Below are 24,380 nucleotides of genomic sequence, written 5' to 3'. Positions count from 1 at the left end.
TATCATGGGAAAAATCATCGGCATCGATCTCGGTACCACGAACTCGTGCGTGGCCGTGATGGAAGGCGACAACGTCAAGGTCATCGAGAACGCTGAAGGCGATCGCACCACGCCCTCGATCATCGCCTACAGCGGTGATGGCGAGGTGCTGGTCGGTCAGTCGGCCAAGCGTCAATCGGTCACCAATCCAGCCAATACGCTCTTTGCCATCAAGCGTCTGATCGGTCGACGCTTCGAGGATTCGGTGGTCGGCAAGGACAAGGACATGGTCCCCTACAAGATCGTGCGCGCCGACAATGGCGACGCCTGGGTCGAGGTCAACGGCAAGAAGATGGCTCCGCCCGAGATCTCAGCCAAAGTCTTGCAGAAAATGAAGAAGACCGCCGAGGACTATCTCGGCACCACCGTGACCGAAGCCGTCATCACGGTTCCGGCCTACTTCAACGACTCGCAGCGTCAGGCGACCAAGGACGCCGGGCGCATCGCCGGTCTCGAAGTCAAGCGCATCATCAACGAGCCGACCGCCGCCGCGCTCGCCTATGGCATGGACAAGAAGCGCGGCGATCAGAAGATCGCCGTCTATGACCTCGGTGGCGGCACCTTCGACGTCTCGATCATCGAGATCGCCGAGATCGAGGGCGAGCATCAGTTCGAAGTGCTCTCGACCAACGGCGACACCTTCCTCGGTGGCGAAGACTTCGACATGCGCATCATCGACTTCCTGGTCGAGGATTTCAAAAAGTCACAGGGCTTTGATCTGCGCAACGACCCGCTGGCTCTGCAACGCCTGAAGGAAGCGGCTGAAAAGGCCAAGATCGAACTCTCGACGAGCCAGCAGACCGACATCAATCTGCCCTATATCACCGCCGATCAGAACGGCCCCAAGCATCTCAACGTCAAGCTGACGCGCTCCAAGCTCGAATCCCTGGTCGAGGAGCTGGTGGATCGCACCATCGAGCCGTGCCGCATCGCGCTCAAGGACGCCGGACTCACCGCCGGTGAGATCAACGAGGTCATCCTGGTCGGCGGTCAGACCCGCATGCCCAAGGTGCAGGAGAAGGTCGAGCAGTTCTTCGGCAAGACTCCGCGCAAGGACGTCAACCCGGATGAGGCGGTCGCCATCGGCGCCGCGATTCAGGGCGGCGTGCTTGGCGGCGAGGTCAAGGACGTGCTGCTGCTCGACGTCACGCCGCTGTCGCTCGGCATCGAGACCCTGGGCGGCGTGATGACCAAGCTGATCGAGAAGAACACCACCATCCCGACCTCGGCCGGTCAGACCTTCTCGACGGCGGATGACAACCAGACCGCTGTCACCGTGCACGTCCTCCAGGGCGAGCGCGAGCGCGCGGCGAGCAACAAGTCACTCGGGCGCTTCGATCTCTCCGACATCCCGCCGGCGCCGCGCGGCGTGCCGCAGATCGAGGTCAAGTTCGACATCGACGCCAACGGCATCCTCAACGTCTCGGCCAAGGACAAGGCGACCGGCAAGCAGCAGTCGATCGTCATCAAGGCGTCCTCCGGTCTGTCCGAGGCTGAGATCGCGAAGATGGTCAAGGATGCCGAGGCTCATGCCGAGGATGACCGTCAGTTCCACCAACTGGTTGCGGCGCGCAACCAGGCCGACACCATGATCCATGCCACGCGCAAGTCGATGGAGCAGCTCGGCGAGCAGATGGAAAGCGGCGAGAAGGAGTCGATCGAGTCGGCGATCAAGGATCTGGAAGAGGCGATGCAGGGCGAGGACAAGGAGCGCATCGAGTCGCTGACCAAGGCGCTCGGCGATGTCTCCGGCAAGATGGCCGAGCGTCTCTATGCCAAGTCCGGTGAGGCCGGCGCGGCAGAGGCCGAGCATGCGCAGCCGGGTGCCGGCGCGAGTGGGGCGGCCCGCGACGATGTAGTCGATGCCGAGTTTGAAGAAGTCAAGGACGACAAGCGATAAGGTGCCAGGCGAACGCGCCCGTCAGCCTTCGGGTCGGCGGGCGCGTTAGCCGGAAACAGATACATGGCAAAACGCGACTATTACGAAGTGCTGGGGGTTCAGCGCAACGCCAGTGAGGCCGACATCAAGAAGGCCTTCCGGCGTCTGGCGATGAAGTACCACCCCGACCGCAATCCGGGCGACAGCGAGGCCGAGGCCAAGTTCAAGGAAGCCAAGCTGGCCTATGACGTGCTGACCGATCCCAAGAAGCGTTCGGCCTACGATCAGTTCGGTCATGCCGGCGTCGATGGGGCCGGACCTGGCTTTGGCGGTTTCGGTGGCGGCGGACCAGCCGGTGACGCCGGCTCCTTCTCCGATATCTTTGGTGATGTCTTCGGCGACATCTTCGGCGGCGGACGCGCCGGCGGTCGACGCTCGCAGCGCGGGGTCGATCTGCGCTATGACCTGTCGTTGTCGTTGGAAGAGGCGGTCACTGGCAAGGAGGTCAAGATCCGGCTTCCGAGCTGGGTCGACTGTCAATTCTGCAACGGCAGCGGCGCCAAGCCGGGCACCCAGCCCAAGACCTGTCCGACCTGTGGCGGGCATGGTCAGGTGCGGATGCAGCAGGGCTTCTTCTCGATCCAGCAGACCTGTCCCGAGTGCCGGGGCACGGGGGCGGTGATCGATGAGCCGTGTTCGCACTGTCACGGACGCGGGCGCATCCAGGAAGAGAAGACGCTGTCGGTCAAGGTGCCAGCGGGCGTGGATACGGGCGACCGCATCCGGCTGGCGGGCGAGGGCGAGCGCGGCGAGCAGGGTGGGCCGCCGGGGGATCTCTATGTCCAGATCCAGGTCATGGAGCATCCGATCTTCACCCGCGAGGACGCCAACCTCTATTGTCAGGTGCCGATCAGTTTTGTGACGGCGGCGCTGGGCGGCGAGCTGGAAGTGCCGACGCTCGACGGCAAGGTGATGCTCAAGATCCCGGCAGGCACCCAGACCGGCAAGATGTTCCGGGTCCGCAACAAGGGCGTGAAGCCGGTGCGCGGCGGCGTGGTCGGGGATCTGATCTGCCGGGTGCTGATCGAGACACCGGTCGAGCTCACTGACCGTCAGAAAGAGCTGCTGCGCGAGTTCGAGGCCAGTGTCCAGGCCGGCGGATCGCGGCACAATCCGCAGTCACATTCCTGGCTCGACGGGGTCAAGAGCTTCTTCGAGAAGATGGGACTCTAAACGCCTTTCAAGATCAGACGGGTGACGTCATGAGTGAAGCACTGCAAACGGCTGTCGCCCGTCAACGCCTGCTGTTGCGTGGACGGCTGTCCGGTCTGCTCGAACGGCTGGCGCTCCAGGCCCGTGCTGACTGGCCTGATCGCGCGGCGCTGGAGCGGCTGTTGGTCGCGGCGCTGCCGAGTCTGCCGTCCTGCAAATATCTCTATGTGCTCGACCGGGACGCGCACCAGATCACGGCCAATGCCTCGCCACAGGGGCTGTTGCCCGAGCATCTGGGTCGTGATCGGCGCGATCGGCCCTATCTGGCTGAGGCGCTGGCCGGTGAGCGCTTCTCGCTCTCGCCGGTCTATATCAGTCGCAATGCACGTCGGCCCTCGCTGACGGCGATCCAGCGCATTGAGGACGAGGCGGGCGGCTGGCTCGGGTTTCTCGGTGCCGACTTCGATCTGCGCGAGTTGCCGCTGACGCGCGAGCTGTATCAGCCTTCGGGCGACTGGGTGCAGCTCAAGGGTGATCCGGCCATTCGCGGCGGGCTTTTCAGTCAGCAGCGGGTTGAGAGTCTGATGGACGCGCGCATCGACGAAGTGATGGCGCTGCTGGTCGAACTGATGACGGCGCACGGTGTCTTCCATGGCAAGCTGCATTTCTCCAGCTCACGCGCTACGCTCTGGACGCTCGATGATCCCTATCGTTATCGGTTGCTGGATTATGAAGATCTGGCTGATCCGGGCATCTGTCTGGCCTATTCGTACCGTGCCTATCCGAGCGAGGCGGCCATTCCTGAGTCGCGCGTGGCGGAGGTGTTTCACACCTTCCGCGAACTGCGCTTCATGGACGAGACCATCTATCTGCGCTCCGGCTCGCTCAATATCTTCAACGGCATGGTGGGTCTGAACTTCTCCTGCGATGGCTCGCATTACATGCCTTGGGATGAGTTTCTGCGCAAGAGTCTGGGGTTTTGGCTCGGTACGGGCGAGATTTGCGGCTGATCGTTAACGCCGCCAAAAACCTTGATCAGTATGGTCGCGACGCGCTCAGGCGAGACCTTAAACGCACGTAAGAGTCGGGGCAGACGGGTTCGCCCGCACGGGTGTTGACGACGTGAACAGACTTATTCAGCTTCGTGCAAGTTTGGGTAGGTTTTTATGAGCGGTGCATGTCAGGCGAACACGACCTGCGTGTGCCCCTGCGGATGACGGCGCGGCGCCTTGCGCACCACGATGTCCACATCCCGACCCAAGCGGTTCAAGCATTCGATCATCTTTGTTTCGCTGATGCCGCGAAACTGGCCTCTCAACAGCCCGGACAGTTTGGGTTGCGAGATGCCCAGAATCTCGGCGGCCTGTTGCTGTGTCAGGTGACGATGGCGAATGATGTCACTGATCTTGCCGGCCAGTTGCGCCTTGACATACATCACCTCGGCATCGGCTACCTGCAAGTCGGCATAGACGTTGCCGCTACTGTCTTCGATCTCGATCATGTCTTACTCCTAAGCTGGCCTCAACGGCTTTCAAGCGTGATTTGATCAACTCTACATCCGGCTTGGGGGTGGCGATTCCTTGAGTCGATTTCTTCTGGAAGCAGTGGGATTGGCGACGGTGAGGCGTCCGCTTTCGATGTAGCGCCAGAGGGTGCGTTTGGTCAGGCCGGTGAGGGCGGCGGCGGTGTTGAGGCTGATCAGGTGCATCGACTGCATCGACGACGTCAAGCGGCTTTCGCCAATGTCATGCGAATTTCCAGTGTCTCGAACGGAACCTGAATCCTGTCGTCATCTCCGCGCTCGATCAGGCCGAGTTCGATCAAGCGCCGGCTATCCGTCAGCACATCGGCTTCATGGCGCCCTGTTGTCTTGGCCAGCGTGTCAAGGTCGCATGGTCCGAGGCGGGCCAAGGCGTCGAGCAGGTCTAGGCGTGCAGGGGTGATGTCGGAAAATAGCGTGTGTGCGGACTCGAAACTCAGAACATAGTCGGCATTGCCGCCAGCGGCCAGATCAGCCAAAGCCGCATCGAACACTTGGCCCGCAGGCGCAATATCGATAATCGCTTTCATTGCTTCCACCTCGCCACATCGGCCCGGAAATCAGCAATCAGTCGTTCCGGGGTCATAAAGTCATCGCTTTCCCTGGTCAACCCAGCGCTTTCAAGCTCCGGCCTTCAGGCCGGGGTAGTTGACCGTGCGGTCTCATCGGGCGTGGGTCGCCGCGTACTCGCGCGCGGATGGAACGCGCATAGGCAGCTCGCGTCCCTGCGGGCGCACGGCCTCCCAGCCGAGACAGGCCAGCCAAATGGAACGCGGGATGGATTTTTCGCCATCGCGGTAGTAGATCAGCATGCGCCGTGAAATGCCCAAGGCCTCGGCGGCTTGTTCGAGCGTTAGCCCGGTCTCATGCAGCCAGATCCAGATCCGCTCGTGGCCAATGCCGCCGGCTTGTTCGATGGCGAGATTGCGCAGATTTGATGCACCCAGGTCGAGTGTATCCTCGGTCCAGTCGACGCTGTGGCCACCAAAGCCGACTTTGGCTTGGGCAAAGAGCGTCTTGTCCTTGAGCGGTGCCAGCGCCTGGGTGGTCTCGATCCATTTGCTGACATCCACCTCGAAGTGCTGGCCATCGGCGTAGGTGAGTTGCAATCGGTACTCGGACAAGGCCGCGACCGCCGTCAGACGGAAGTGATCTTTGCTCATCAGTTCCTCCGCGAGAAACCCCGTCCTTCAGGGCGGGGAGGGATAGCGGCTACGACCGTGCAGCCACCGGAAACAGGTGCAGGCTTTCCACCTGCCGGGCCGTGAGACTCTGCCCGTAAGGGCCTGGTGACGGTGCGGCGTCTCACGACGCGACACGCTCCCCTCGCCAATGTGTGCAACCGGCTCCCGCTGGCGCGGCGATCAAAACCTTCGACGCTTTACCTTTCGCCTGCATGATCTCGACCTTTCAGAGCGGCGGACTGAGGAAGCATCCGCCGGTGAGTCTTAGCGACCTGTTGCATACGTAGCCCCTTTCGACCCTCCTGGTCAGGCGGGCTGAGGCTGGTCAACCCAGCTTGCTCTCACAAGCTCCGCCCTTCAGGCCGGGGTAGTTGACCGTTGCAAGTCCTCGAAGGTTTGGGTGAGCCAGGCTTGGCGCTCGCTGGCCCAAGCCAGCACCTCGGCAATCTCACGTGCGGCCACGTGCCCATGGATGATCTCCAGTGGCTCGATGCGCACCCAGGCCTCCCGTCCATCGTTGAGCTGGACATGGAAGTGGGGTGGCGGGTGATCCCTGGCATTGATCCGCACCCGGGCGTTGGCGAAGCGTTGGATGACCGGCATGTGGCCCAGGATAGTGCAATGATTGCATGTTGGCAATGATAGCAGTCGGGTATCGCGACCGCGTCGAACTCCAGTCCTTTAGAGCGACGCCGAGTCATGGCGAGGATCTGGGCCTCATGGCAGCCGAATCGACGGGTTGGTCGTGGTCGATCCATGGCGGTGGCGTGGCGCAACGATCGCTCAGGAGTGAACGGCGTCGGCTGTGGCGTTCAGGGCATTCAGGAGCGTTTGGCGTTCGATGTCGTCGAGGGCGGTTTTGAGGGCGCTGTGGTTCTGAGCGTGCAGGAGTCCCTGGCCGCTAGGGCTTTGCAGGAAGTCGTGCAGGGCTTGTCCGAGTGGGTGACCTTTGTGGGCGGCTTTGTCGATCCACTGGACGCCGGTTTCCAGGTTGCACTCGATGCCTTGGCCGGAGAGGTAGGCGCGTGCGAGCCAGCACATGGCGTCGGGGTAGAAGGCGTTGGCGGAGCGTTGGAACCAGGGGATGGCGTCGGCGGGGCGTTGGTTCATGAGGAGGATGGCGAGGTCGCATTGGGCGATGGGGTCGCCGCGGTCGGCGTCGACGAGGGTGGGGTGGTCTTCGGGGGCGACGGTCAGTCCTGAGAGGGTCAGGATGTCTTGGAGGTGGACGTGGGCTTTTTCGCCGGGTGCGGTGGGGGTGGCGACGGTGAGGCGTCCGCTTTCGATGTAGCGCCAGAGCGTGCGTTTGGTCAGGCCGGTGAGGGCGACGGCGGTGCTGAGGCTGATGAGGTGCATGGGTGCGGTGTGGTGGTGGGTGTGCGTGTAGTTTACAGCCATCTGAGGGTGTGACATTGGCTGGAAGCTGTCACAGGGGGGTGCGACATCAACCGGCATTTGTCACAGTGGGGGGCGACAGAAAAATGCCTGCGTTGTCCGGAGATGGTTGTGCCAGTCTGAGGGTGACGGTGGGAGATGGCTGTAGACGCAAGGGATTGGGAGACGTTGAGCAAATTGAGTCGCGGTTGGCACGACCTCTGCTCTAGCTGGATCGTGGAGACTTGAGTCATACGGCGGTTCGATCTGATCGCTGTCCTCGTCTCCTCGCTCAGACGGTTTCCTCATTCATTACGGAGCATGTCACATGAAAAAGCATCAACAAGGCTTTACCCTGATCGAACTCATGATCGTGGTGGCGATCATTGGTATTTTGGCGGCGATCGCTTTACCGGCGTATCAGGACTATATCGCTCGCTCGCAAGCAACTACTGGCCTTGCAGATATTCGCGGTGGGGTCACGGCTTTTGAGGAATCTATTCAAATTGGAAAAACTGGCGCAGTAGCGCTAGCTGACATTGGTTTACAGGCAACCACTACTCGGTGCTCAGCAATTGCGGCGACGGGTAACTATACAGATGCATCTGGTCAAAAAATTGCCTGTACCTTAGCAGGCAACCCTAAAGTAATTGGCAAAGTTGTAAATCTGACTCGTTCAGCAGACGGTGTTTGGGCATGCACCGTGACTGGCGGCATTGATGCGAAATACCTGCCAGTGGGTTGTACTGCTGGCACTTAAAAGCTAATAATTTTGAGGGAGGGCTTGGCCTTCCCTTGTTCGATGGAAATTAATATTCCATATTCAACTTTTATTGCGGGGATCGCTATGCGCCGCGATCACGGTTTCACTCTGATCGAGCTGATGATTGTTGTTGCCATCATCGCTATACTCAGTGCTATTGCGCTCCCTGCCTACCAAGACTATGTGATCCGCTCCCGTACCTCAGCCGCGCTGGCTGAGATTGCCCCTGGCAAAGCCACTTTTGAGTCATTAGTGCTCTTAGAGAGCTTAAACACTAATGATGTTAGCATCTTAGGTTTGCCGCAAAGCACTCAGCATTGCTCAGTCATTAGCATGGATTCATCAGGCACGGGTTTTATCCGCTGTGTGCTGAAAGGGCACCCGCGCTTAGTCAGCAATAATAGCACCCTAACGCTCAATCGACTTAATAGTGGCGAATGGAATTGTGTGACGGAAAACATTGAGGCGCGTTGGCGGCCTTCACATTGTGATTGAATCGAATAAGCGAATAAGAGCGAATAAGGGGTCGGGTTCAATTTTGGCTCTTCCGGGTTTAAGGTAAAGTAAATTTTTATTATAATCAACGGCTTATGATTGATTTTTGGGGGATTAATGGGTCAGGTTCGCTTTTCTGCTGATCCTAAAACCTAACCTGGATGTCACACCCAAACGCCCTCGGACCACCGGGGGCGTTTTTATATGGGCCAACCCACTCAGTTCACGCGCTCGTGATGGCTGGTTTCATCAGTCTTGCGCGAGAAACCCCGTCCTTCAGGGCGGGGAGGGATAGCGCACCGCGCGTAGCGCGGTTAGGCCGCCCGTCTCGCGTCCTCCGTGTCTGGTTTAGGTTGAAAGGCGTAGCCATAGCCGTCGGCGTGTTGCAGCACACGGCAATAGCGATGCGAAAGGCCCTCGACCGTGCCACCGGGCGTCTGGACGCTGGGTCTGGAATAAGGGGTCAGGTTCGGTTTTCTGCTGATCCTAAGCCCTGACCTGGATGTCACACCCAAACGCCCTCGGACCACCGGGGGCGTTTTTGCATGGGCGCATCGGCCAAAGCGGCGACTGATTGGACTGGAGTCACGCCGCTACATGCCGAATCAACACATTAGGGCGCTGACGCTGCTCAGCCTGCCATAGATCATACGCCAACTGACCCTTGAGCCAGCTTTCCGCGCTCGGACCATCCAACCAGGCTTCCAGCCGTAATGCCAGATCGACGCTGATCGCCGCTTTCCCATTCAGAACTCTTGAAAGCGTCACACGATTGATACCCAACTCCTGAGCCGCCTGAGTCACCGTCAACCCAAGCGCCGGCAAAACATCCTCGCGCAACGTCTCGCCAGGATGCGGCGGATAATGCATTCGAGTCATACCCAACCCCCTTCAGTGATAATCCTGATAATCGACTAAAATGGCGTCTTCACCTTCAAATACAAAAGTCATGCGCCAATTTCCGCTGACCGCAACCGACCAATGACCGGCAAGATCACCGGATAACGGGTGCAGCTTCCAGCCCGGGGGGATTAAGGGGTCAGGCTCGCTTTTCTGCTGATCCTAAACCCTGACCTGGATGTCACCCCCAAACGCCCTCGGACAACCGGGGGCGTTTTGCATGGGCTGATCTGTGCCACAGTCTTGTCTTACATCCATTCTATGGTTATGCTCATATAACCATGAACATCGTCCTTGACACCTGCGTCCTCGTCGCGGCCTTGCGATCCCGAACCGGCGCCAGCCACGCCCTGCTGCGCCGCCTGCCGCATCCACGCTTCCGCATAGCCCTCTCAGTCGCACTCTACACGGAGTGGCAAGCCGTCCTGACACGCCCCGAACACTTACCTCCCGAGGCCACACCCGCCCAAGCACTCGCCTTCGTGCGCTATCTGGCCTCGATCGCACATCTACAGGACATCTACTACCTCTGGCGCCCCGTCCTGCGCGATCCCAACGACGACATGGTGCTCGAATGCGCCGTCGCCTCAGGCAGTCGCTTCATCGTCACCCACAACCTGAACGACTTCCGGCGTACCGAGTCATTCGGCGTGCAAGCCGTGACGCCGGCGCACTTCCTTCACTCGCTTGAGGAGACCTCCCCATGAGCGCACTCACCATCCGTCTGCCCAATTCCGTGCATCAAACGATCAAAGAACTCGCCGCACGCGACCAGATTTCAGTCAACCAATTCATCGCCAGCGCCGCCGCCGAAAAAATGGCCGCCGTACTCACACTCGATTATCTGCGTACCGAAGCCGCCAAGGGCCGGCGTGAAGACTTCCAGCGCCTGCTGGATCTCGTCCCCGACGCTCCGCCACGTCCCGATGATGAGTGGCCAAGTGCGTAGCTGTTGCGTCCCGTGTGATCATGCCCGCATATTTTGTTGCCAACCGCGCCGCCATGTTTAAACTTTGTTTAAGTCGGTTTCAACTGATTGGCAGAGGCCAGCGCGTTGATTGGCGGTCCGTTTCCGGTGGTTTTGTCCCCCGCGTTCCGGCGGGATCCTGCTGAAGGAGGGTTTGATGACACGCTACGAACAAGACATCGTTGCCTGGGCCAATGAGCAGGCTCAACTACTGCGCGCGGGTCGTTTCGATCAACTGGATATCGCGCATCTGTCCGAGGAGATCGAAGACGTGGGCAAGAGCGAACAACGTGAACTCACGAATCGCATGGTGCTGCTGCTGGCGCATTTGCTCAAATGGCACTATCAGCCCGAGCGGCGTGGAGCTTCCTGGGAAATGACCATCCGCAACCAGCGCAAGGGCATCTTCCGGCGACTGAAGAAAACGCCGAGTCTGAAGACGGATCTCAGCGACGCCGACTGGTGGGATGGTGTCTGGGAAGACGCCAGCGCGCAAGCCGCGCAGGAAACCGGATTAGCCGTGTTTCCGGACACCTGCCCCTGGCGGGCAGAACAGGTGCTGGAAACCGATTGGCTGCCATCCGCTCAATAAACGATTGCACGGAGTCAAAGGACCGTCAACTACCCCGCCCTGAAGGACGGGGTTTCTCGCGGAGGAACTGATGAACCAGCCTGCCCGCGTCCAATCGCTCTCCGTCGATGACTATCTGGCCAGCGAGGACGGCGCCGACATCCGACACGAATATATCGATGGCGAGCTGTATGCCATGACCGGCGCGAGTGATCGCCACGGCCTCATCACACTCAATATAGCCAGCGATCTTCGCCCACTCCTGCGTGGCACCTCCTGCCAACTCTTCGCCAACGACATGAAGGTGCGGCTGCATATCCAGAATCAGGACATCTTCTACTATCCCGACCTGCTCCTGAGCTGCGATCCGAATGATCGCGCGACTTACTATCGCACGCACCCCTGTCTGCTCGTCGAGGTGCTGTCCGACTCCACCGCGCGCATCGACCGGCGCGAGAAATTCTGGGCCTATCAGACCATTCCCAGCCTGCGCGAATACCTGCTGATCTCGCAGACCGCCCGCGAGATCGAAGTCTACCGCCGTGCGGATGGCTGGGCGCAGGAGATCATCACCGAGGGCAGCGTCCGGCTCGATTGTCTGGAGGTCGAGTTGGCGCTGGATGTGATCTATGAGGATGTGCTGGCGTGATGGCCGCGCGCATCGCCACACCGAACGAGGCTGGACATGGCTGGACTTTACATGCGGCGCGCGCTGCGCCACAGCGCCCAGGCTCCCGCCACGAGCGCCGCGCCGAAAATCAAAAACGCCCAGTTGGCGAGCGACAGACCCAGGATCGTCAATTGTTCGTCCTCACAGAAACCGCTGGCCATAAACAGCGACGGCGCCTGCTGCCCCAGCCACTCCACAAGGCGCTCGATCGGGCCAAGCTGGCCGCCGATGCAGGAAACCTCACCCACCGGCTGCCATTGCAGCCAGCTCTGATAGGCTGCCACGCCACTGCCAAGGGCCGCAAAACCCAGAAAAAGCAGCCCCGTCAGCCGCGCCCCAAAACGACGCCAGTCCGGTTGTAACAGCGCCGCCGTCAAGGCGGCCAGCAGCGCCATCAGCATGAACAGCGTGCGCTGAAAAATACACAGATGACAGGGCTCCAGATCCAGCCAGGGTGTCAGCACGAAACTGGCGAGCGCAACGGTGGCTGTCATCAGAGCCAGAAGCACCCAGATCGGGCGTGGCGCAACAACGGGTGGCATAGCTTGAATATCCTCTTGAGCAATAGCGATTCAGATGGTGGTCGATCTTCGGGGACTGGACAGGTACGGTCAGCCCCCGGTCATCGACATGAAGCGCACCACCTGTCCCGGTCGTTCGTTGAATTCATGGCGCTCGGGCTTCAAAGCCATCGCCTGACGCAAATGCATTTGCAGTTCTGCGGCATCGATCCCGGCGCGCAACAGATCCCGCAGCGGATAGCTGTGGTCCTGACCCAGACAGAGATAGAGCGCGCCCTCGACGGTCAGACGCACCCGGTTGCAGGTCGCGCAAAAGTGTTGCGACAGCGGCGTGATAAAGCCGAGACGGGTGTCAGTGCCGGCGACCCGATAGTAACGGGCTGGACCGCCGCCTGGAAGGATGTCCGGGATCAGCTCGAAACGCGCCTGCAGACGTTGCCTGATCGGCTCCAGATCACCGAACGCGCTTGCGGCGGCCTGTCCGGTGGCCCCCATCGGCATCGTCTCGATCAGACGCAGCGTGAAGCCGCGGGCCGCACAGTAATCGAGGATATCCTCGATCTCGGTATCGTTGATCCCGCGCATCGCGACCGTGTTGACCCGGATCGGGTTCATGCCGGCGTCCTGAGCCGCCGCGATGCCGCGCAACACCTGCGCCAGATCACCGCCGGTGATCTGGCGGAAAACCTCGGGGTTCAGACTGTCGAGACTGACATTGAGCCGCCGCACGCCCGCGCGTGCGAGTGGGGCGGCGAGCGATTCTAACTGGGTGGCATTGCTCGACAATGAAAGATCGTCGAGACCGGGCAGGGCCGACAGCCGCTCGGCCAGCTCAGTCAGACCACGCCGCATCAACGGCTCGCCGCCGGTCAGCCGCACCCGGCGCACACCCAGCGCCGTGAAGGCCGCGACCACGCGCTCGATCTCGTCGAAGCTCAGCCAGTGCGCCGGCTCCTCGAAACCCTTGAAACCCTTGGGCAGACAATAGCCGCAGCGCAGATCGCAACGGTCGGTGACCGACAGACGCAGATAGTCGATGCGCCGGCCAAAGGGATCGGTCAGTGAGGGCGGGTTCATAGGTGTGTTTCCGTGTAGCGGTGAATCGGCGCGCGATTGGCGTCTTTATAATCCAGGCAGGCTCGACAACGCCAACCCGGTTTTTACTCAGGGTCTTTCGCGCGCGTGTGCTGATAGACCTCAGCCGCCGGACGGCGTTGTGAAGGCCCGCTCGATGACCGCGCCGCCCAGACATTCGGTGCCCTGGTAGAAAACGATGGACTGACCGGGCGTGACCGCGCGCTGGGGTTCGTCGAAGCGCACCCGGCATCCATCCGCGCCGACCGCGATCAGCGTGCAGGGTTGCAGCGGTTGGCGGTGGCGCAGTCGAGCTAGACAGCGGAAGGGCGGCTTGGGCGTCTGACCGCTGATCCAATGGGGCTGGAGCGCCTCCAAACCGCTTGACATCAGAAGCGGATGCCGGCTGTCCTGAACCACGATCAGCCGGTTGTTCACGCTATCCTTGACGGCAACGTACCAGGGCGCCTCGCGCCCCTGACTGACCCCGCCGATCCCGAGTCCCTGACGCTGGCCGATGGTGTAATAGGCCAGACCCCGATGCTCGCCGAGTGGCACGCCCTCGGGCGTCTCGATCGGCCCTGGCTCACGCGGCAGATAGCGGGCGAGAAAATCGCTGAAACGCCGCTCGCCGATGAAGCAGATGCCGGTGCTGTCCTTCTTGTCGGCATTGGCCAGCCCGAGCCGGTGGGCGAGCGTGCGGACCTCGCTCTTGCTGAGATCAGCGAGCGGAAACCGAGCGCGTGACAACTGCTCCTGATCGAGCAGATGCAGGAAATAGGTCTGATCCTTGTCCTCGTCGATACCGCGATGCAGGTGATAGCCGCGTTCGTCAGCGACGACGCGGGCATAGTGTCCGGTGGCGATGGTCTCGGCGCCCAACCCCAGTGCATGGTCGAGAAACGCGGCGAACTTGATCTCCTTGTTGCAGAGCACATCCGGGTTGGGCGTGCGCAGGGCTCGATATTCGTGCAGAAAATACTCGAAGACCCGATCCCAGTATTCAGCCGAAAAATTGACCGTATGCAGCCGGATACCGAGACGTTCGGCCACCGCGCGCGCGTCGGCCAGATCCTCGGCTGCGGCGCAATAGCCCTCGGCGTCGTCCTCCTCCCAGTTCTTCATGAACAGTGCCTCGACCGCGTACCCCTGTTCAAGCAGTCGATGGGCGGCGATGGCCGAATCGACGCCGCCGGAAAGCCCAACGATGACGCGCTGGGAGGAATGAATCGGGAGTTTTAAATGCATGACGAAATGGAAAAGCGCGTGTTGAACTTGGGGACATCCAGAATCGACAGGGCGCTCGCGAGCGTTCATCCTTGGCGCCACAGTCTATGCAAACCGCGTCGGGAGCCGACTCACTGGCGCGAACCAACCCAAAATCCGCGTGCCGGCCCGCCGGTCGGTGCATGAGGATGTTTTAGGATACAGCACGAGAGAGACGGCCATGTCAAAGGCGACTTTCGATTTAGTGGATGCCAGAGATTCATTCATGGATACGGATTGGTTTCATCACTGCCGACAGACGCGCACACCCTATATCGTGATTCGCAGCGCGGAAACCTCGGCCGATGTGCTCTGGGACTATGTCACGCTTTCGCTGGATGCCGATGCCCGGATTCGGGCCGATTTCCAGCGCTTCGAACGCGAGGCGCGCGCCATCTTCGAGCGGTGCGCCAATCCGGACTCCTATCTGCGGATCAAGCCGACGCAGATCTGCTTCGACCGGCTTGAACTCGACCGCGCCAAGCACGCCGCACTCGAACTCTATGCGCTCGTCGAGACCTATCTGCCCGCACCTCACGCCCAACAGGTCGCCTCGCGGCTATTCGGCGGTCATGCGGACCGGGTGGAGCCGCCGCCGGTGGCGCCTGAACATGGGCGCGCTCGCGAATCGGCCTTCTTGGTCACCTGAGACCGGAGATCGGTTCCATGTCGACGAAGCCACGCGTCTCGATTCTGATGTACCACCAGGTCGGCGCCTTTGCGCCGATGCGGGCGCATCGTGCCAATTATTGTGACCATCGGCGCTTTGCCGCTCAAATGGATCTGCTCGCGCGTCTGGGCTATCGGGTGTTGAGTCTCGACGCGGCACTCGCCGGTCTGCGTGGGGCGCTGCCGCTTCCGGCGCGCGCGGTGGTCCTGACCTTCGACGACGCCTACGATAATTTTGCTGACTATGCCTGGCCGGTGCTGGAGCGTCATGGTTTTCCAGCGACCGTCTATGCCATCAGCGGCTGGCTCGGGCGGCGCGCCGAGTGGTTCGCCAAGGATCCGGGGCGCCCGATTCCGACCCTGATGAGCGCTGAGCGACTGCGCGCCCTGCATGCGGCCGGACTCGCGATCGGTTCGCATACCGTCGATCATCTCAAGCTTGCCACGCTCGACCCCGAGGCCCAGCGCCGTCAGCTCATCGACAGCCGCGCGGCGCTGGAGGACGTACTCGGCGCACCGGTGCGCCATCTCTGCTATCCCTTCGGCAGCTTCGAGCGCACGACGGTGCAGTTGGCCGAGGACGCGGGCTATCAGAGCGCCACCACCTGTCTGCGCGGCAGCGCCGAGCCGGGCGATCATCCGCTGGTGCTGCCGCGCAAGGCGATTTCCTTCGGTGACGATCGGCTCGGCTACTGGTGGAAACTGGCCATCAAGCACGCGCCCAAGCCGGCGCTGGTCGACTGGCGTCGGCGTCTGGCTGGCGCGGCGGCTTCGGGCTAGACTGCACGATCGACCGTCTTGACTGGACCCAGGAATCCGCCTCGCCCGTGACCGCTCACTCGACCTTTGCCGATTTTACCCGCGCCCGCGTTCTGGTGGCCGGCGATCTGATGCTCGACCGCTATTGGACCGGCGCCACGCGCCGCATCTCGCCCGAAGCGCCGGTGCCCGTGGTGCAGGTCGAGGGCATCGAGGAGCGTCCCGGCGGGGCGGCCAATGTCGCGCTCAATCTGGCCACGCTCGGCGCGCGCGTGACCCTGGCCGGCGTGACCGGCGACGACGAGGCCGCCGAGATCCTCGAAGCGCGTCTGAGCGGGCAGGGGATCGCCACCCGCTTCGAACGCCGCGCCGATGTGCCGACCATCACCAAGCTGCGCGTGCTCAGTCATCATCAGCAGCTCATCCGGCTGGACTTCGAGCGCTCGCTGACGCCGAGCGGGCCTGATCCGCTGCCGGCACTGATTGCGCCCGCACTCGCTGACTGTGATCTGCTGCTGCTCTCGGACTATGCCAAGGGCACGCTCGCTGATCCGCAGGGACTGATCGCCCTGGCGCGCGCCCAGGGCAAGCCGGTTCTGGTCGACCCCAAAGGCCGCGATTTCAGTCGCTACCGGGGCGCCACGCTCCTGACACCGAACCGCGCCGAGCTGGAAGAGATCGTCGGTCACTGCGCCGATGACGCGACCCTGATCGAACGCGCCGAGCATCTGCGCATCGAGCTGGATCTGGAAGCGCTGCTGGTCACGCTCGGCGAGCGTGGGATGCTGCTCGTGCGCGCGGACGCCGAGGCGCTGCATCTGCCGACGCGCGCGCGTGAGGTCTTCGACGTCACGGGCGCGGGCGATACCGTCATCGCCACCCTGGCGGCGGCACTGGCGGCCGGGGTCGCGCTGGCCGACGCCTGCGCCCTGGCCAACTGTGCGGCCGGTCTGGCGGTCGGCAAGCTGGGCACGGCCAGCGTCGGTGCACTCGAACTGGAGCGCGCCTATCGGGGCAGCGAGTGGCGTCCGATCCTCGATCGTGAATCACTGCGCACGGCGGTGGAGACCGCGCGCGCCGCCGGCGAGCGGCTGGTCATGACTAATGGCTGCTTCGACATTCTGCACGACGGGCATGTCGCCTATCTCCAGCAGGCCAAGCGCCTGGGCGATCGGCTCATCGTCGCTGTCAACGACGACGACTCAGTACGCCGGCTCAAGGGCGCAGGCCGTCCGATCAACAGCGTCGAACAGCGCATGGCGGTGCTGGCCGGTCTGGCCTCGGTCGATTGGGTCTGCCCCTTCAGCGAGGACACGCCCGAGTCACTGATCCGCGCTGTCGGGCCGGACGTGCTGGTCAAGGGCGGCGACTATCGACCCGAGCAGATCGCCGGTGCCGATGCTGTTCTGGCCCGGGGCGGCGAGGTGCGGGTGCTCGACTTCGTGCCCGGACGCTCGACCAGTCGTATCATCGGCGCGATCGGCCAGCGCGGCGACGGGGCTTGAATGGCCTCGATGTCCGGGCTGGTCTCCCAGGCGCGGTCTGGACGCCATTCCTGGCTGCGCACTCCCATCATCAACGGTTCGCCTGTCATCATGCCTTCTGACACCCTGATTCTCATTCTGGCCCAGGATCGCGGTCCGGGCCTCGATGCCCTGACCCGCCAGCGCACCAAGGCTGCCGTGCCCTTCGGCGGCAAATACCGCGTCATCGACTTCACGCTCGCCAACTGTCTGCATTCCGGACTGCGTCAAGTCCTGGTCCTGACCCAGTACAAGAGCCATTCGCTGCAAAAGCATCTGCGCGATGGCTGGTCGATCTTCAATCCCGAACTCGGTGAGTTCATCACCCCGGTTCCGCCGCAGATGCGCGAATGTCAGGACTGGTACCTCGGCCCCTTCGATGCCATCCGTCAGAATCGCTATCTGATCGAGCGCAATCGTGCCAGTCAGGTGCTGGTGCTCCAGGGAGGCGCCATCTATCGCATGGACTATGCCGAGCTGGCGCGCGCCCATCGCGAGACCGGCGCCGCGATCACAGTCGCCACGCGCGCCGTGCCGGAACCGGGCAGCGGGCGTCAGGCGCGGGCCGTGCTCGATGCCGGTGAGCGTATTCTGGAACTGCACGCGCCCGAGCCGGCCGACGTGGACGGCGAGGGGAGCGAGCAGCAGGAGACCATGGGCGTCTATCTGTTCGACAAAGCCCTGTTGCTCGATGCTCTGGCCCGCTATGAACGCGGTATCTCACCTGATACGGATCTGGCGCTCGATGTCATCGCGCCCCTGACCGCCAGCCAGCCGGTGCATGCCTATCGCTTCGGTCAGACGCGCGGGCGGGTGACGCCGGACCGCTACTGGTGCGACCTGACCTCGATCGACGCCTACTATCAGGCCAACATGGCGCTGCTGCGCGCCGAGCCGCCGCTCGATCTCTATCAGCCCGACTGGACGATCCTCACCTATCAGGGGCAGCATCCGCCCGCGCGGACGGTGCCTGGACCCCACAGCGGCACCGAGGGCGTTTTCGTCAACTCTATGCTCGCCGCCGGGACTGTCATCAGCGGTGGCGGGGTCAATCATTCGATCCTGTTTCCGCAGGTACGCGTCGAGGATGGCGCCATCGTCGAGGCGTCGATTCTGTTCCAAGGCGTCAAGGTTGGCGCGGGCGCCCATCTGCGCCAGTGCATCGTCGAAAAAGACGTGGTGGTCGCGCCCGGCGATCAGATTGGCTTCGACGCCCGGCGCGATCGCGAGCGCTTCGCGGTCTCGCCCGAAGGCATCGTGGTGGTGTCCGGCGAGGACGGTCAGACACGCGGACTGGCCTGAATCGCGCGCCCGACGCAGGCGTTACTGCAAGTCGTAGATCTTGGTGTATTCGCGGCGCAGTGTCTCGTAGTTGCGATTGATGCGGGCGATGACCTTTTCCTTGAGTTCGAGCTGGCTGATGAACTGCTGCTTTTCCTCCTGCAGCATATCGCGCTCGGTGACCAGCTTGTGGGCCGACTTGCGGTAGTTGTTGATGGTGACCTGGAGGTTGTGAATCCGCTCCTCGGACTCGTCGAACTGCTGTTCAAGCAGGTTGATGTTGCGCTCGGCATTGTGCGCGGCCTGCATAAAGGCCTGATTGCTCTGTACGAAGGTTTCGAGTTCCTGCTGCAAGGCGTTCATGTTGATCACGCCGCCCTTGCTGGCCACCTTGATGCTCGCCATCAGGCCATCCTGGAGGCCGAGCAGCTCCTGGTATTTCTGATTGAGTTCGTTCCCTGAGGACTGACTCGAGGACAGCGTCGAGCGGCCCGCTTGATAGTGCGCCAGCAGCGCATCGATGTCCGAATCCGTGTCTTCTGAAGGTGCGGATGTCTCCGCCTCATGCGCCGGCGCCGTGGCAGCGACGGCGGGCCGGGCAGGCGCCTGACTGTGGGTCTGAGCGAGACCGTCGAAACAGCGGTCGATGAAGCCGACGACCTCTTCCCAGGCTTGATCCTCGATCAGGCGCTCGTCCTGAAATGGCCCGGAGAGCGCGTGCAGCGTGGCGATGCGGGCGTCGCGCAGCTCAGGGCGGTCGGGCTGTTTGTTGCGCGCACGCGCCAGTTCGTCGGCGATCAGGCTGTCAATACGCGCGCTGAATCCGAGCCAGGACTGGCGCTCCCGGCGCAGCCGCCACCATTTGATCCCCAGCACGATGGCCAGGATCACGACCACAACCAGTGCTTCGGCCAGACCATAGATCCAGACATAATGGCTCAGCGTCATGGCTCAGGCTCCTCAAAGGTCGTCGATATTGCGTCGGGTGCCCGTCTTTTGACGACGACGCCACCACCACAGACCGCCAAGACTCCCGCCGACCACCAATAGGATCAGATTGCCCCCGATCACGATGGCGAGTGCAAGATGCTGATCGTCGTCGAAGCGAACATCATCATCTGTCGCGGGCGGCTGATCGGCGGGCAGGAGGCTCATCGAGAGGAGCTTGGTGCGCTGGAAACTCTCGCTTTCAGCCGTGACCCGGACCTGATAGGGGCCGGGGTCGGTGAAGTTCAGTTGGCCCTGATGACGGCGTGTCGTCTGGGGTGCGGTCATGTCGGGTTTGAGATCGAGGCGCTGTTTGGGCGTGCCTGCCGTGTCGAGCACCGTGGCGCTGAATGCCGTATTGCTTGCCAGCCGCTCATCGACGCCCTGGCCGCGATAGACGAGCCGGGCGGCGACGGTCACGGCCTCATCGACCGTGGCCAGCACCGGCAGCTTGGCCTCCAGATCGAGATCACTCTCCAGATAGGCGCGCTCGTCCAGGCTCTCGCCGCTGATCTGCCAGGAACCGGCCTCGGGCTGCTGGATGGTGATGTGGTCGAAATGCTCGGTGCGGCGCCAGGTCACGCCCTCCATCTGATCGTCGGCGGTCAGCTCGCGCTGGCTCGGATCGGTCAGGCGCGTGGGTGCACCGTTGGCGTCGCGCTGCACCAGGAGCTTGAGTTCGCGCACATTGGCGTCGACCTCGACGCGCCCCTCGACTACGGGCGCGGTCAGCGGCTGATCGGCCTGTTCGAAGAGTTTGACGAAGGCTGGATAGATGTCTTCGGGACGTTCGGCGCGAAACGCCTGTCCGCCGGTTGAGTCGGTGAGCAGACGCAGAAAGTCGATATCGCCCTCGGGCGAGAAGGCCACGCCATGAATCTGGATCCCGGCGGCCTGAAAGCGCGGAATCAACTGGTTGATGATCTCGGCCCGTGCCTGCTCGGTGGCTGCTTCCGAACCCAGGTTGAGCTGGCCATCGGTGAAGAGCACCAGGATGCGCTTGGCATCCGGGTCGCGTCCGCTTGAGGCAAGAAATTTGTAGGCCCCGCGCAGCGCGGCGCTGAAATCGGTGCGCGTGCCATCCATCGTGACCCGACGTACAAGTTCGAGCACCTGCTCGCGCGTGGACTGAGCATTGAGTGCTTTCAACGGCATCAGGATCTGGGCATCCTGCCCGAACGTCAGCAGCGACAGCCGATCGCCGGACTGGAGCAGCTCAGTGAAGAGTTCGGCGCCCTTGAGGCTATCGCGGCCGGGGTCATTGCTGTTCATACTCAGCGAACGATCCAGCGCCAGCGCGACATCGACGGCCGCCGTCGCGGGTGAGGATCCGCAGGTGATGACGATAACCGCGAATAAGCTGAGTATTGACCCGATCGAGGCCCGTTTAGATCGCATGAATAGCTCCCCTTGTACTGTGCCGGATACGCTTGGCATAGGCGGTGTCGAGCGGGTTCAGATCCGATGAGCTGTGACGTATGAAGTATAACTGATCGCACCTCAACCCGGCGAGATCCAGCCGAAGCGCCTCCAGGTGCCTGACGCGCCGCGCGACAAGGAGTACCATGCGCATCGTTTTATTTACCCAACGCCAGCCCAGGATACGCTTGACCGCTATGCCCCGAGTCGACACCGAGATCTTCTATCGCAGCGCCTTCGAGACCCACGGCGAGACGGCCGAGGGTGTCCAGTGGAATTCGACCGAGAACCAGGAAGTGCGCTTTCGCGTCTTGCGCTCCTTTCTGCCGGAGGATCTGTCCCGGCTGACCCTGGCCGATGCCGGCTGCGGCTTCGGCGATCTCTATGCTTATCTGGAGCGCACCGGCGACGGCCCAAGACGTTATATCGGGCTCGATGTCATGGAACCCATGGTCGAGACCGCGCGCCGGCGCACCGGCTGCGAGATCCATGTCCTCGACATCCTCGACGAAGACAGCGTACTGCCCGAGGCCGATGTCTATCTCTGTAGCGGAGCCATGAACACCTTCACCCGCGAGGAGACGCGACGCTTCATCGAGCGCTGTCTGGAGGCGAGCCGTCACGGCTTCGTCTTCAACCTGCTCAAGGGCTGGGACACCTCGCCGATCTATAACCTCTATCAGCCGCGCGAGATCAAGCGTCTGGCGCAGGAGCTGGAGGTCGACCATTCCATCCAGGAAGGCTATCTGTCCGGCGATTTCAGCGCCGCGTTCTGGAAGGTTCCGTTCGGCGTGCGCGCGCCCTGATAGCCTCTACATCCGTCTTTAATTTCATTACGCCGAAGGAATCATCGATGCTAGACCCACGTTTGTTGCGCACCGAACTCGACCAGGTCGCCGAGCAACTGGCCCGGCGCGGTCTGGTGCTCGACACCGCGCGGATCGAATCCCTGGAGTCCGAGCGCAAAGCCCTCCAGATCCAGGTCCAGGAATTCCAGAACACGCGCAACACCCGTTCCAAGTCGATCGGGCGCGCCAAGGCCGCCGGCGAGGACATCGCGCCGCTGCTGGCCGAGGTCGCCGATCTGGGCGACCGGCTCAAGGCGGCCGAGTCGCGGTTGAGCGCGATCCAGGACGAGCTGACCGAGATCAGTCTGAGTCTGCCCAATCTGCCGGCCGCCGAGGTTCCGGACGGGCGCGACGAGTCCGACAACCGCGAGGAACGCCGCTGGGGGACGCCGCCGACGTTCGACTTCGAACCCAAGGATCATGTCGACCTCGGGGCGCGCCACGGCTGGATGGACTTCGATCTGGCGGCCAAGGTGACGGGGTCGCGGTTCGTCACGCTCTCCGGCCCTATGGCGCGGCTGCATCGGGCGCTGATCCAGTTCATGCTCGACGTGCACACCGGCGAGCACGGCTATACCGAGACCTATGTGCCCTATCTGGTCAATGCCGACAGTCTGCGTGGCACGGGTCAGTTGCCCAAGTTCGAGGCCGATCTGTTCAGGGTGCCGGGCGAGCGTGATCTGTATCTGATCCCGACCGCCGAAGTCCCCGTGACCAATCTGGCGCGCGACCGGATCCTGGAGGCCGACAGTCTGCCGCGCAAATGGGTCGCGCATACGCCGTGCTTCCGCAGTGAGGCCGGTTCCTACGGCAAGGACACACGCGGCATGATCCGTCAGCATCAGTTCGAGAAGGTCGAGCTGGTGCAGATCGTGCGGCCCGAGGATGGGGCGTCGGCGCTGGAGGCGCTGACCGGGCATGCGGAGTCGATCCTGCAACGGTTGGGGCTGGCCTATCGGGTCGTGACCCTGTGCACGGGCGATCTCGGGTTCTCGGCGCGCAAGACCTATGATCTGGAAGTCTGGCTGCCGGGGCAGGGCGCTTATCGAGAGATTTCTTCGTGCAGCCATTTCGGGGATTTCCAGGCGCGTCGGCTCCAGGCCCGCTGGCGTAATCCCGAGACCGGCAAGCCAGAGCTGGTGCATACGCTCAACGGCTCGGGGCTGGCTGTCGGACGGACCCTGGTCGCGGTGCTGGAGAACTATCAGCAGGCTGATGGGAGTGTGGTCATTCCCGAGGTGTTGCGGCCTTACATGGGTGGTATTGAGCGGCTGTCTTAGCCTGGATTGTTGAACAGAACCGCCGCTGAAATACGCGAACCGTGCCGCTCCTTAAAACGCGAGCGGCCTGCAAAGGATGTTATGGCAAAGAAAACTGTTGCGTCCCGTGTGATTATGTGCTGCGGAGGAAAAAGCTTTCTATGACATCCTGAAAGCGATCGCGAAGAAGTACGAATTCGAGTATCCCGACGAGAAGTTGATCCCTCTATCGAAAGCCGTGAAGGAGGTTGTGGATGACAAAACAAAGTATACGGATTGGGATAATCGCGAAGACATCAAGGCGGAGCTGAAAGTGCATTTGATCCTACTGCTGGCGGAGAACGGATATCCCCCGATTACGCATGACAACGTATATAAAGAGATTTTTGATCAGGCGCAGAACTTCAAAAAATACCGAAATGAAAGCATGGGCTGACAAGACAAGCCCCTGCATGGAACGGTGATTCCGCTGTACTCCATAGTCGCCGGCGATTTTTGTCATTAAGCACAAAATGACTCAACCTGAAAAGCATATGAACATCAAGTTCTCACGACATGCCAGGAGAAGAGCAAATCTCTATAAAATTCCCGAAGACAGTGTGCGTGAGATCTTATCGGATTCTGATTTTTCTGACGGTGAACATGAAATCGTCAAGAGCGTGCCCGGATTCAGATATCCGATAAAAATTCTCGTGGCTGTTGAGGACGGCACGATCACCGTGATTACGAATTATCCGCTAAAGAAAGGCAAATCAAATGAAGATTCACTATGACGAATCCGTTGATGCTCTGTACTTAAAGCTTGGCGACGATGAGCCGGATGGAGTGATTGAAATTGCAGAGGGCGTAAATATCGATACAACTGCCGGAGGGAAGCTTGCAGGTATTGAAATATTAAAAGCATCGCAAAAAATCAACATAAACACCATCTTGTCTTACACGCTTGAATTAGATCGCGACTTATTGACGAAGAAAGTCGCCTAACTGAGTAAAAACAGGGCATAATAGGTTGAATTCGCCCGAGATTCACGGCGTAAATTGGCTCTCCCGGATTTAAAGTAAATCGAAAATTCATATAAAAACAACGACTTAATCTGCATTTCGCCTATACACACATGATGAGAGATTGGCTGGGCATTGGCGCCTTAAGTCATTGATTTTCTGTCGATGGCACAGCGAA

At 61.4% G+C, this 24,380-nt stretch carries 29 protein-coding genes and 2 pseudogenes; 18 read left to right on the top strand and 13 right to left on the bottom strand.

Going from position 1 to position 24,380, the window contains the following annotated elements; all coding sequences use genetic code 11:
• Positions 1 to 4: 4 nt before the first annotated feature.
• From dnaK to GJ668_RS13490, 3 genes are all read left to right on the top strand, one after another.
• Positions 5 to 1,939 (top strand): molecular chaperone DnaK, encoded by a 1,935-nt coding sequence (gene dnaK / locus GJ668_RS13500; RefSeq protein WP_155450672.1) that lies wholly within the window; start codon positions 5 to 7, stop codon positions 1,937 to 1,939.
• Positions 1,940 to 2,002: 63 nt separating this feature from the next.
• On the top strand, positions 2,003 to 3,151 hold the full coding sequence (gene dnaJ / locus GJ668_RS13495; RefSeq protein WP_155450671.1) for a molecular chaperone DnaJ: 1,149 nt from the start codon (positions 2,003 to 2,005) through the stop codon (positions 3,149 to 3,151).
• 29 nt (positions 3,152 to 3,180) lie between these two features.
• Entirely contained in the window at positions 3,181 to 4,140 is a 960-nt protein-coding gene (locus tag GJ668_RS13490; RefSeq protein WP_155450670.1) for a PDC sensor domain-containing protein, read from the top strand.
• 170 nt (positions 4,141 to 4,310) lie between these two features.
• Here GJ668_RS13490 and GJ668_RS13485 read toward each other — a convergent pair whose 3' ends face one another.
• The 6 genes from GJ668_RS13485 to GJ668_RS13460 form a co-directional block, all read right to left on the bottom strand.
• A complete protein-coding gene (locus tag GJ668_RS13485; RefSeq protein WP_155450669.1) occupies positions 4,311 to 4,631 on the bottom strand; it encodes a helix-turn-helix domain-containing protein in 321 nt (106 codons plus the stop codon).
• A 51-nt stretch (positions 4,632 to 4,682) separates the two neighbouring features.
• Positions 4,683 to 4,838, bottom strand: coding sequence for a hypothetical protein (locus GJ668_RS13480; RefSeq protein WP_155450668.1), 156 nt, complete (start codon positions 4,836 to 4,838; stop codon positions 4,683 to 4,685).
• Positions 4,839 to 4,855: 17 nt separating this feature from the next.
• Positions 4,856 to 5,200 (bottom strand): HVO_A0114 family putative DNA-binding protein, encoded by a 345-nt coding sequence (locus GJ668_RS13475; protein ID WP_155450667.1) that lies wholly within the window; start codon positions 5,198 to 5,200, stop codon positions 4,856 to 4,858.
• 132 nt (positions 5,201 to 5,332) lie between these two features.
• Positions 5,333 to 5,833 carry a DUF2442 domain-containing protein gene (locus tag GJ668_RS13470; protein ID WP_155450666.1) on the bottom strand — a complete coding sequence of 167 codons (501 nt, stop codon included), beginning with the start codon at positions 5,831 to 5,833 and terminating at the stop codon, positions 5,333 to 5,335.
• Between the two features lie 378 nt (positions 5,834 to 6,211).
• Complete coding sequence (locus GJ668_RS13465) at positions 6,212 to 6,457, bottom strand: DUF4160 domain-containing protein (RefSeq protein ID WP_155450665.1); 246 nt, start codon at positions 6,455 to 6,457, stop codon at positions 6,212 to 6,214.
• A 180-nt stretch (positions 6,458 to 6,637) separates the two neighbouring features.
• The gene (locus GJ668_RS13460; RefSeq protein WP_155450664.1) at positions 6,638 to 7,210 is read right to left on the bottom strand and encodes an SEL1-like repeat protein; all 573 of its coding nucleotides are present in this window, start codon (positions 7,208 to 7,210) and stop codon (positions 6,638 to 6,640) included.
• 346 nt (positions 7,211 to 7,556) lie between these two features.
• Here GJ668_RS13460 and GJ668_RS13455 point away from each other — a divergent pair, with 346 nt between their 5' ends.
• Positions 7,557 to 7,988, top strand: coding sequence for a pilin (locus tag GJ668_RS13455; protein ID WP_155450663.1), 432 nt, complete (start codon positions 7,557 to 7,559; stop codon positions 7,986 to 7,988).
• Positions 7,989 to 8,030: 42 nt separating this feature from the next.
• On the top strand, positions 8,031 to 8,486 hold the full coding sequence (locus tag GJ668_RS20960) for a pilin (RefSeq protein ID WP_281350239.1): 456 nt from the start codon (positions 8,031 to 8,033) through the stop codon (positions 8,484 to 8,486).
• A gap of 585 nt (positions 8,487 to 9,071) precedes the next feature.
• Here GJ668_RS20960 and GJ668_RS13445 read toward each other — a convergent pair.
• On the bottom strand, positions 9,072 to 9,365 hold the full coding sequence (locus GJ668_RS13445) for a HigA family addiction module antitoxin (protein ID WP_155450662.1): 294 nt from the start codon (positions 9,363 to 9,365) through the stop codon (positions 9,072 to 9,074).
• A 12-nt stretch (positions 9,366 to 9,377) separates the two neighbouring features.
• A pseudogene (locus GJ668_RS13440) lies at positions 9,378 to 9,521 on the bottom strand (type II toxin-antitoxin system RelE/ParE family toxin); the annotation flags it as partial.
• A 146-nt stretch (positions 9,522 to 9,667) separates the two neighbouring features.
• Between GJ668_RS13440 and GJ668_RS13435 the strand changes: the two are divergent.
• From GJ668_RS13435 to GJ668_RS13420, 4 genes are all read left to right on the top strand, one after another.
• The gene (locus GJ668_RS13435) at positions 9,668 to 10,093 is read left to right on the top strand and encodes a putative toxin-antitoxin system toxin component, PIN family (RefSeq protein ID WP_155450661.1); all 426 of its coding nucleotides are present in this window, start codon (positions 9,668 to 9,670) and stop codon (positions 10,091 to 10,093) included.
• The gene (locus GJ668_RS13430; protein ID WP_155450660.1) at positions 10,090 to 10,335 is read left to right on the top strand and encodes a toxin-antitoxin system HicB family antitoxin; all 246 of its coding nucleotides are present in this window, start codon (positions 10,090 to 10,092) and stop codon (positions 10,333 to 10,335) included. Before GJ668_RS13435 ends, GJ668_RS13430 begins: the two co-directional genes overlap by 4 nt.
• Positions 10,336 to 10,510: 175 nt before the next feature.
• A complete protein-coding gene (locus GJ668_RS13425) occupies positions 10,511 to 10,945 on the top strand; it encodes a DUF29 domain-containing protein (protein WP_155450659.1) in 435 nt (144 codons plus the stop codon).
• Positions 10,946 to 11,015: 70 nt separating this feature from the next.
• Complete coding sequence (locus GJ668_RS13420) at positions 11,016 to 11,573, top strand: Uma2 family endonuclease (protein WP_155450658.1); 558 nt, start codon at positions 11,016 to 11,018, stop codon at positions 11,571 to 11,573.
• 47 nt (positions 11,574 to 11,620) lie between these two features.
• On the opposite strand, the gene GJ668_RS13415 is transcribed toward GJ668_RS13420, so the two are convergent.
• The 3 genes from GJ668_RS13415 to mnmA form a co-directional block, all read right to left on the bottom strand.
• Positions 11,621 to 12,136: a disulfide bond formation protein B gene (locus tag GJ668_RS13415; RefSeq protein ID WP_155450657.1), complete on the bottom strand. Its 516-nt coding sequence runs from the start codon at positions 12,134 to 12,136 to the stop codon at positions 11,621 to 11,623.
• 69 nt (positions 12,137 to 12,205) lie between these two features.
• Positions 12,206 to 13,192, bottom strand: a complete 987-nt coding sequence (gene moaA / locus GJ668_RS13410) for a GTP 3',8-cyclase MoaA (protein WP_155450656.1) — start codon at positions 13,190 to 13,192, stop codon at positions 12,206 to 12,208.
• 120 nt (positions 13,193 to 13,312) lie between these two features.
• Positions 13,313 to 14,437, bottom strand: a complete 1,125-nt coding sequence (gene mnmA, locus GJ668_RS13405) for a tRNA 2-thiouridine(34) synthase MnmA (protein WP_155450655.1) — start codon at positions 14,435 to 14,437, stop codon at positions 13,313 to 13,315.
• Between the two features lie 199 nt (positions 14,438 to 14,636).
• Here mnmA and GJ668_RS13400 point away from each other — a divergent pair, with 199 nt between their 5' ends.
• The 4 genes from GJ668_RS13400 to GJ668_RS13385 all read left to right on the top strand — a co-directional run bounded on the left by GJ668_RS13400 (position 14,637) and on the right by GJ668_RS13385 (position 18,708).
• Positions 14,637 to 15,104, top strand: coding sequence for a hypothetical protein (locus tag GJ668_RS13400; RefSeq protein ID WP_186343101.1), 468 nt, complete (start codon positions 14,637 to 14,639; stop codon positions 15,102 to 15,104).
• Positions 15,105 to 15,121: 17 nt separating this feature from the next.
• Positions 15,122 to 15,904, top strand: a complete 783-nt coding sequence (locus GJ668_RS13395) for a polysaccharide deacetylase family protein (RefSeq protein ID WP_155450654.1) — start codon at positions 15,122 to 15,124, stop codon at positions 15,902 to 15,904.
• A gap of 110 nt (positions 15,905 to 16,014) precedes the next feature.
• Positions 16,015 to 17,388, top strand: coding sequence for a bifunctional D-glycero-beta-D-manno-heptose-7-phosphate kinase/D-glycero-beta-D-manno-heptose 1-phosphate adenylyltransferase HldE (gene hldE, locus GJ668_RS13390; protein ID WP_246194863.1), 1,374 nt, complete (start codon positions 16,015 to 16,017; stop codon positions 17,386 to 17,388).
• Positions 17,389 to 17,478: 90 nt separating this feature from the next.
• Positions 17,479 to 18,708: a glucose-1-phosphate adenylyltransferase family protein gene (locus GJ668_RS13385; RefSeq protein ID WP_155450653.1), complete on the top strand. Its 1,230-nt coding sequence runs from the start codon at positions 17,479 to 17,481 to the stop codon at positions 18,706 to 18,708.
• Positions 18,709 to 18,729: 21 nt separating this feature from the next.
• Here the strand turns inward: GJ668_RS13385 and GJ668_RS13380 are convergent, their stop codons facing one another.
• Together GJ668_RS13380 and GJ668_RS13375 are read right to left on the bottom strand one after the other, a co-directional pair.
• The gene (locus tag GJ668_RS13380) at positions 18,730 to 19,635 is read right to left on the bottom strand and encodes a hypothetical protein (protein ID WP_155450652.1); all 906 of its coding nucleotides are present in this window, start codon (positions 19,633 to 19,635) and stop codon (positions 18,730 to 18,732) included.
• Between the two features lie 12 nt (positions 19,636 to 19,647).
• Positions 19,648 to 21,072 carry a vWA domain-containing protein gene (locus GJ668_RS13375; RefSeq protein ID WP_281350238.1) on the bottom strand — a complete coding sequence of 475 codons (1,425 nt, stop codon included), beginning with the start codon at positions 21,070 to 21,072 and terminating at the stop codon, positions 19,648 to 19,650.
• A 218-nt stretch (positions 21,073 to 21,290) separates the two neighbouring features.
• Here GJ668_RS13375 and GJ668_RS13370 point away from each other — a divergent pair, with 218 nt between their 5' ends.
• The 5 genes and pseudogenes from GJ668_RS13370 (at position 21,291) to GJ668_RS13350 (ending at position 24,184) form a co-directional block, all read left to right on the top strand.
• Positions 21,291 to 21,899 (top strand): class I SAM-dependent methyltransferase, encoded by a 609-nt coding sequence (locus GJ668_RS13370; RefSeq protein WP_155450650.1) that lies wholly within the window; start codon positions 21,291 to 21,293, stop codon positions 21,897 to 21,899.
• A gap of 47 nt (positions 21,900 to 21,946) precedes the next feature.
• Positions 21,947 to 23,221, top strand: coding sequence for a serine--tRNA ligase (serS, locus tag GJ668_RS13365; RefSeq protein ID WP_155450649.1), 1,275 nt, complete (start codon positions 21,947 to 21,949; stop codon positions 23,219 to 23,221).
• A gap of 133 nt (positions 23,222 to 23,354) precedes the next feature.
• Positions 23,355 to 23,636: pseudogene (locus GJ668_RS13360) on the top strand (type I restriction enzyme endonuclease domain-containing protein); the annotation flags it as partial.
• Positions 23,637 to 23,733: 97 nt separating this feature from the next.
• On the top strand, positions 23,734 to 23,973 hold the full coding sequence (locus tag GJ668_RS13355; RefSeq protein WP_155450648.1) for a hypothetical protein: 240 nt from the start codon (positions 23,734 to 23,736) through the stop codon (positions 23,971 to 23,973).
• Positions 23,957 to 24,184 carry a DUF2283 domain-containing protein gene (locus GJ668_RS13350; RefSeq protein WP_155450647.1) on the top strand — a complete coding sequence of 76 codons (228 nt, stop codon included), beginning with the start codon at positions 23,957 to 23,959 and terminating at the stop codon, positions 24,182 to 24,184. The genes GJ668_RS13355 and GJ668_RS13350 overlap by 17 nt, the downstream gene beginning before the upstream one ends.
• Positions 24,185 to 24,380 lie beyond the last annotated feature (196 nt).

It is taken from the genome of Allochromatium palmeri (genome assembly GCF_009720725.1).
In the GTDB taxonomy this organism is placed as follows: domain Bacteria; phylum Pseudomonadota; class Gammaproteobacteria; order Chromatiales; family Chromatiaceae; genus Thermochromatium; species Thermochromatium palmeri.
The sequence above is the reverse complement of the archived record's forward strand: the minus strand, read 5'-3'. Positions and strand labels throughout refer to the sequence as shown.

Coding starts and splice junctions, on each gene's coding strand:
- dnaK (WP_155450672.1), top strand. CDS start 5: ATGGGAAAAATCATCGGCATCGATCTCGGTACCACGAACTCGTGCGTG.
- dnaJ (WP_155450671.1), top strand. CDS start 2,003: ATGGCAAAACGCGACTATTACGAAGTGCTGGGGGTTCAGCGCAACGCC.
- GJ668_RS13490 (WP_155450670.1), top strand. CDS start 3,181: ATGAGTGAAGCACTGCAAACGGCTGTCGCCCGTCAACGCCTGCTGTTG.
- GJ668_RS13485 (WP_155450669.1), bottom strand. CDS start 4,631: ATGATCGAGATCGAAGACAGTAGCGGCAACGTCTATGCCGACTTGCAG.
- GJ668_RS13480 (WP_155450668.1), bottom strand. CDS start 4,838: ATGCACCTGATCAGCCTCAACACCGCCGCCGCCCTCACCGGCCTGACC.
- GJ668_RS13475 (WP_155450667.1), bottom strand. CDS start 5,200: ATGAAAGCGATTATCGATATTGCGCCTGCGGGCCAAGTGTTCGATGCG.
- GJ668_RS13470 (WP_155450666.1), bottom strand. CDS start 5,833: ATGAGCAAAGATCACTTCCGTCTGACGGCGGTCGCGGCCTTGTCCGAG.
- GJ668_RS13465 (WP_155450665.1), bottom strand. CDS start 6,457: ATGCCGGTCATCCAACGCTTCGCCAACGCCCGGGTGCGGATCAATGCC.
- GJ668_RS13460 (WP_155450664.1), bottom strand. CDS start 7,210: ATGCACCTCATCAGCCTCAGCACCGCCGTCGCCCTCACCGGCCTGACC.
- GJ668_RS13455 (WP_155450663.1), top strand. CDS start 7,557: ATGAAAAAGCATCAACAAGGCTTTACCCTGATCGAACTCATGATCGTG.
- GJ668_RS20960 (WP_281350239.1), top strand. CDS start 8,031: ATGGAAATTAATATTCCATATTCAACTTTTATTGCGGGGATCGCTATG.
- GJ668_RS13445 (WP_155450662.1), bottom strand. CDS start 9,365: ATGACTCGAATGCATTATCCGCCGCATCCTGGCGAGACGTTGCGCGAG.
- GJ668_RS13435 (WP_155450661.1), top strand. CDS start 9,668: ATGAACATCGTCCTTGACACCTGCGTCCTCGTCGCGGCCTTGCGATCC.
- GJ668_RS13430 (WP_155450660.1), top strand. CDS start 10,090: ATGAGCGCACTCACCATCCGTCTGCCCAATTCCGTGCATCAAACGATC.
- GJ668_RS13425 (WP_155450659.1), top strand. CDS start 10,511: ATGACACGCTACGAACAAGACATCGTTGCCTGGGCCAATGAGCAGGCT.
- GJ668_RS13420 (WP_155450658.1), top strand. CDS start 11,016: ATGAACCAGCCTGCCCGCGTCCAATCGCTCTCCGTCGATGACTATCTG.
- GJ668_RS13415 (WP_155450657.1), bottom strand. CDS start 12,136: ATGCCACCCGTTGTTGCGCCACGCCCGATCTGGGTGCTTCTGGCTCTG.
- moaA (WP_155450656.1), bottom strand. CDS start 13,192: ATGAACCCGCCCTCACTGACCGATCCCTTTGGCCGGCGCATCGACTAT.
- mnmA (WP_155450655.1), bottom strand. CDS start 14,437: ATGCATTTAAAACTCCCGATTCATTCCTCCCAGCGCGTCATCGTTGGG.
- GJ668_RS13400 (WP_186343101.1), top strand. CDS start 14,637: ATGTCAAAGGCGACTTTCGATTTAGTGGATGCCAGAGATTCATTCATG.
- GJ668_RS13395 (WP_155450654.1), top strand. CDS start 15,122: ATGTCGACGAAGCCACGCGTCTCGATTCTGATGTACCACCAGGTCGGC.
- hldE (WP_246194863.1), top strand. CDS start 16,015: ATGCTCGACCGCTATTGGACCGGCGCCACGCGCCGCATCTCGCCCGAA.
- GJ668_RS13385 (WP_155450653.1), top strand. CDS start 17,479: ATGCCTTCTGACACCCTGATTCTCATTCTGGCCCAGGATCGCGGTCCG.
- GJ668_RS13380 (WP_155450652.1), bottom strand. CDS start 19,635: ATGACGCTGAGCCATTATGTCTGGATCTATGGTCTGGCCGAAGCACTG.
- GJ668_RS13375 (WP_281350238.1), bottom strand. CDS start 21,072: ATGCGATCTAAACGGGCCTCGATCGGGTCAATACTCAGCTTATTCGCG.
- GJ668_RS13370 (WP_155450650.1), top strand. CDS start 21,291: ATGCCCCGAGTCGACACCGAGATCTTCTATCGCAGCGCCTTCGAGACC.
- serS (WP_155450649.1), top strand. CDS start 21,947: ATGCTAGACCCACGTTTGTTGCGCACCGAACTCGACCAGGTCGCCGAG.
- GJ668_RS13355 (WP_155450648.1), top strand. CDS start 23,734: ATGAACATCAAGTTCTCACGACATGCCAGGAGAAGAGCAAATCTCTAT.
- GJ668_RS13350 (WP_155450647.1), top strand. CDS start 23,957: ATGAAGATTCACTATGACGAATCCGTTGATGCTCTGTACTTAAAGCTT.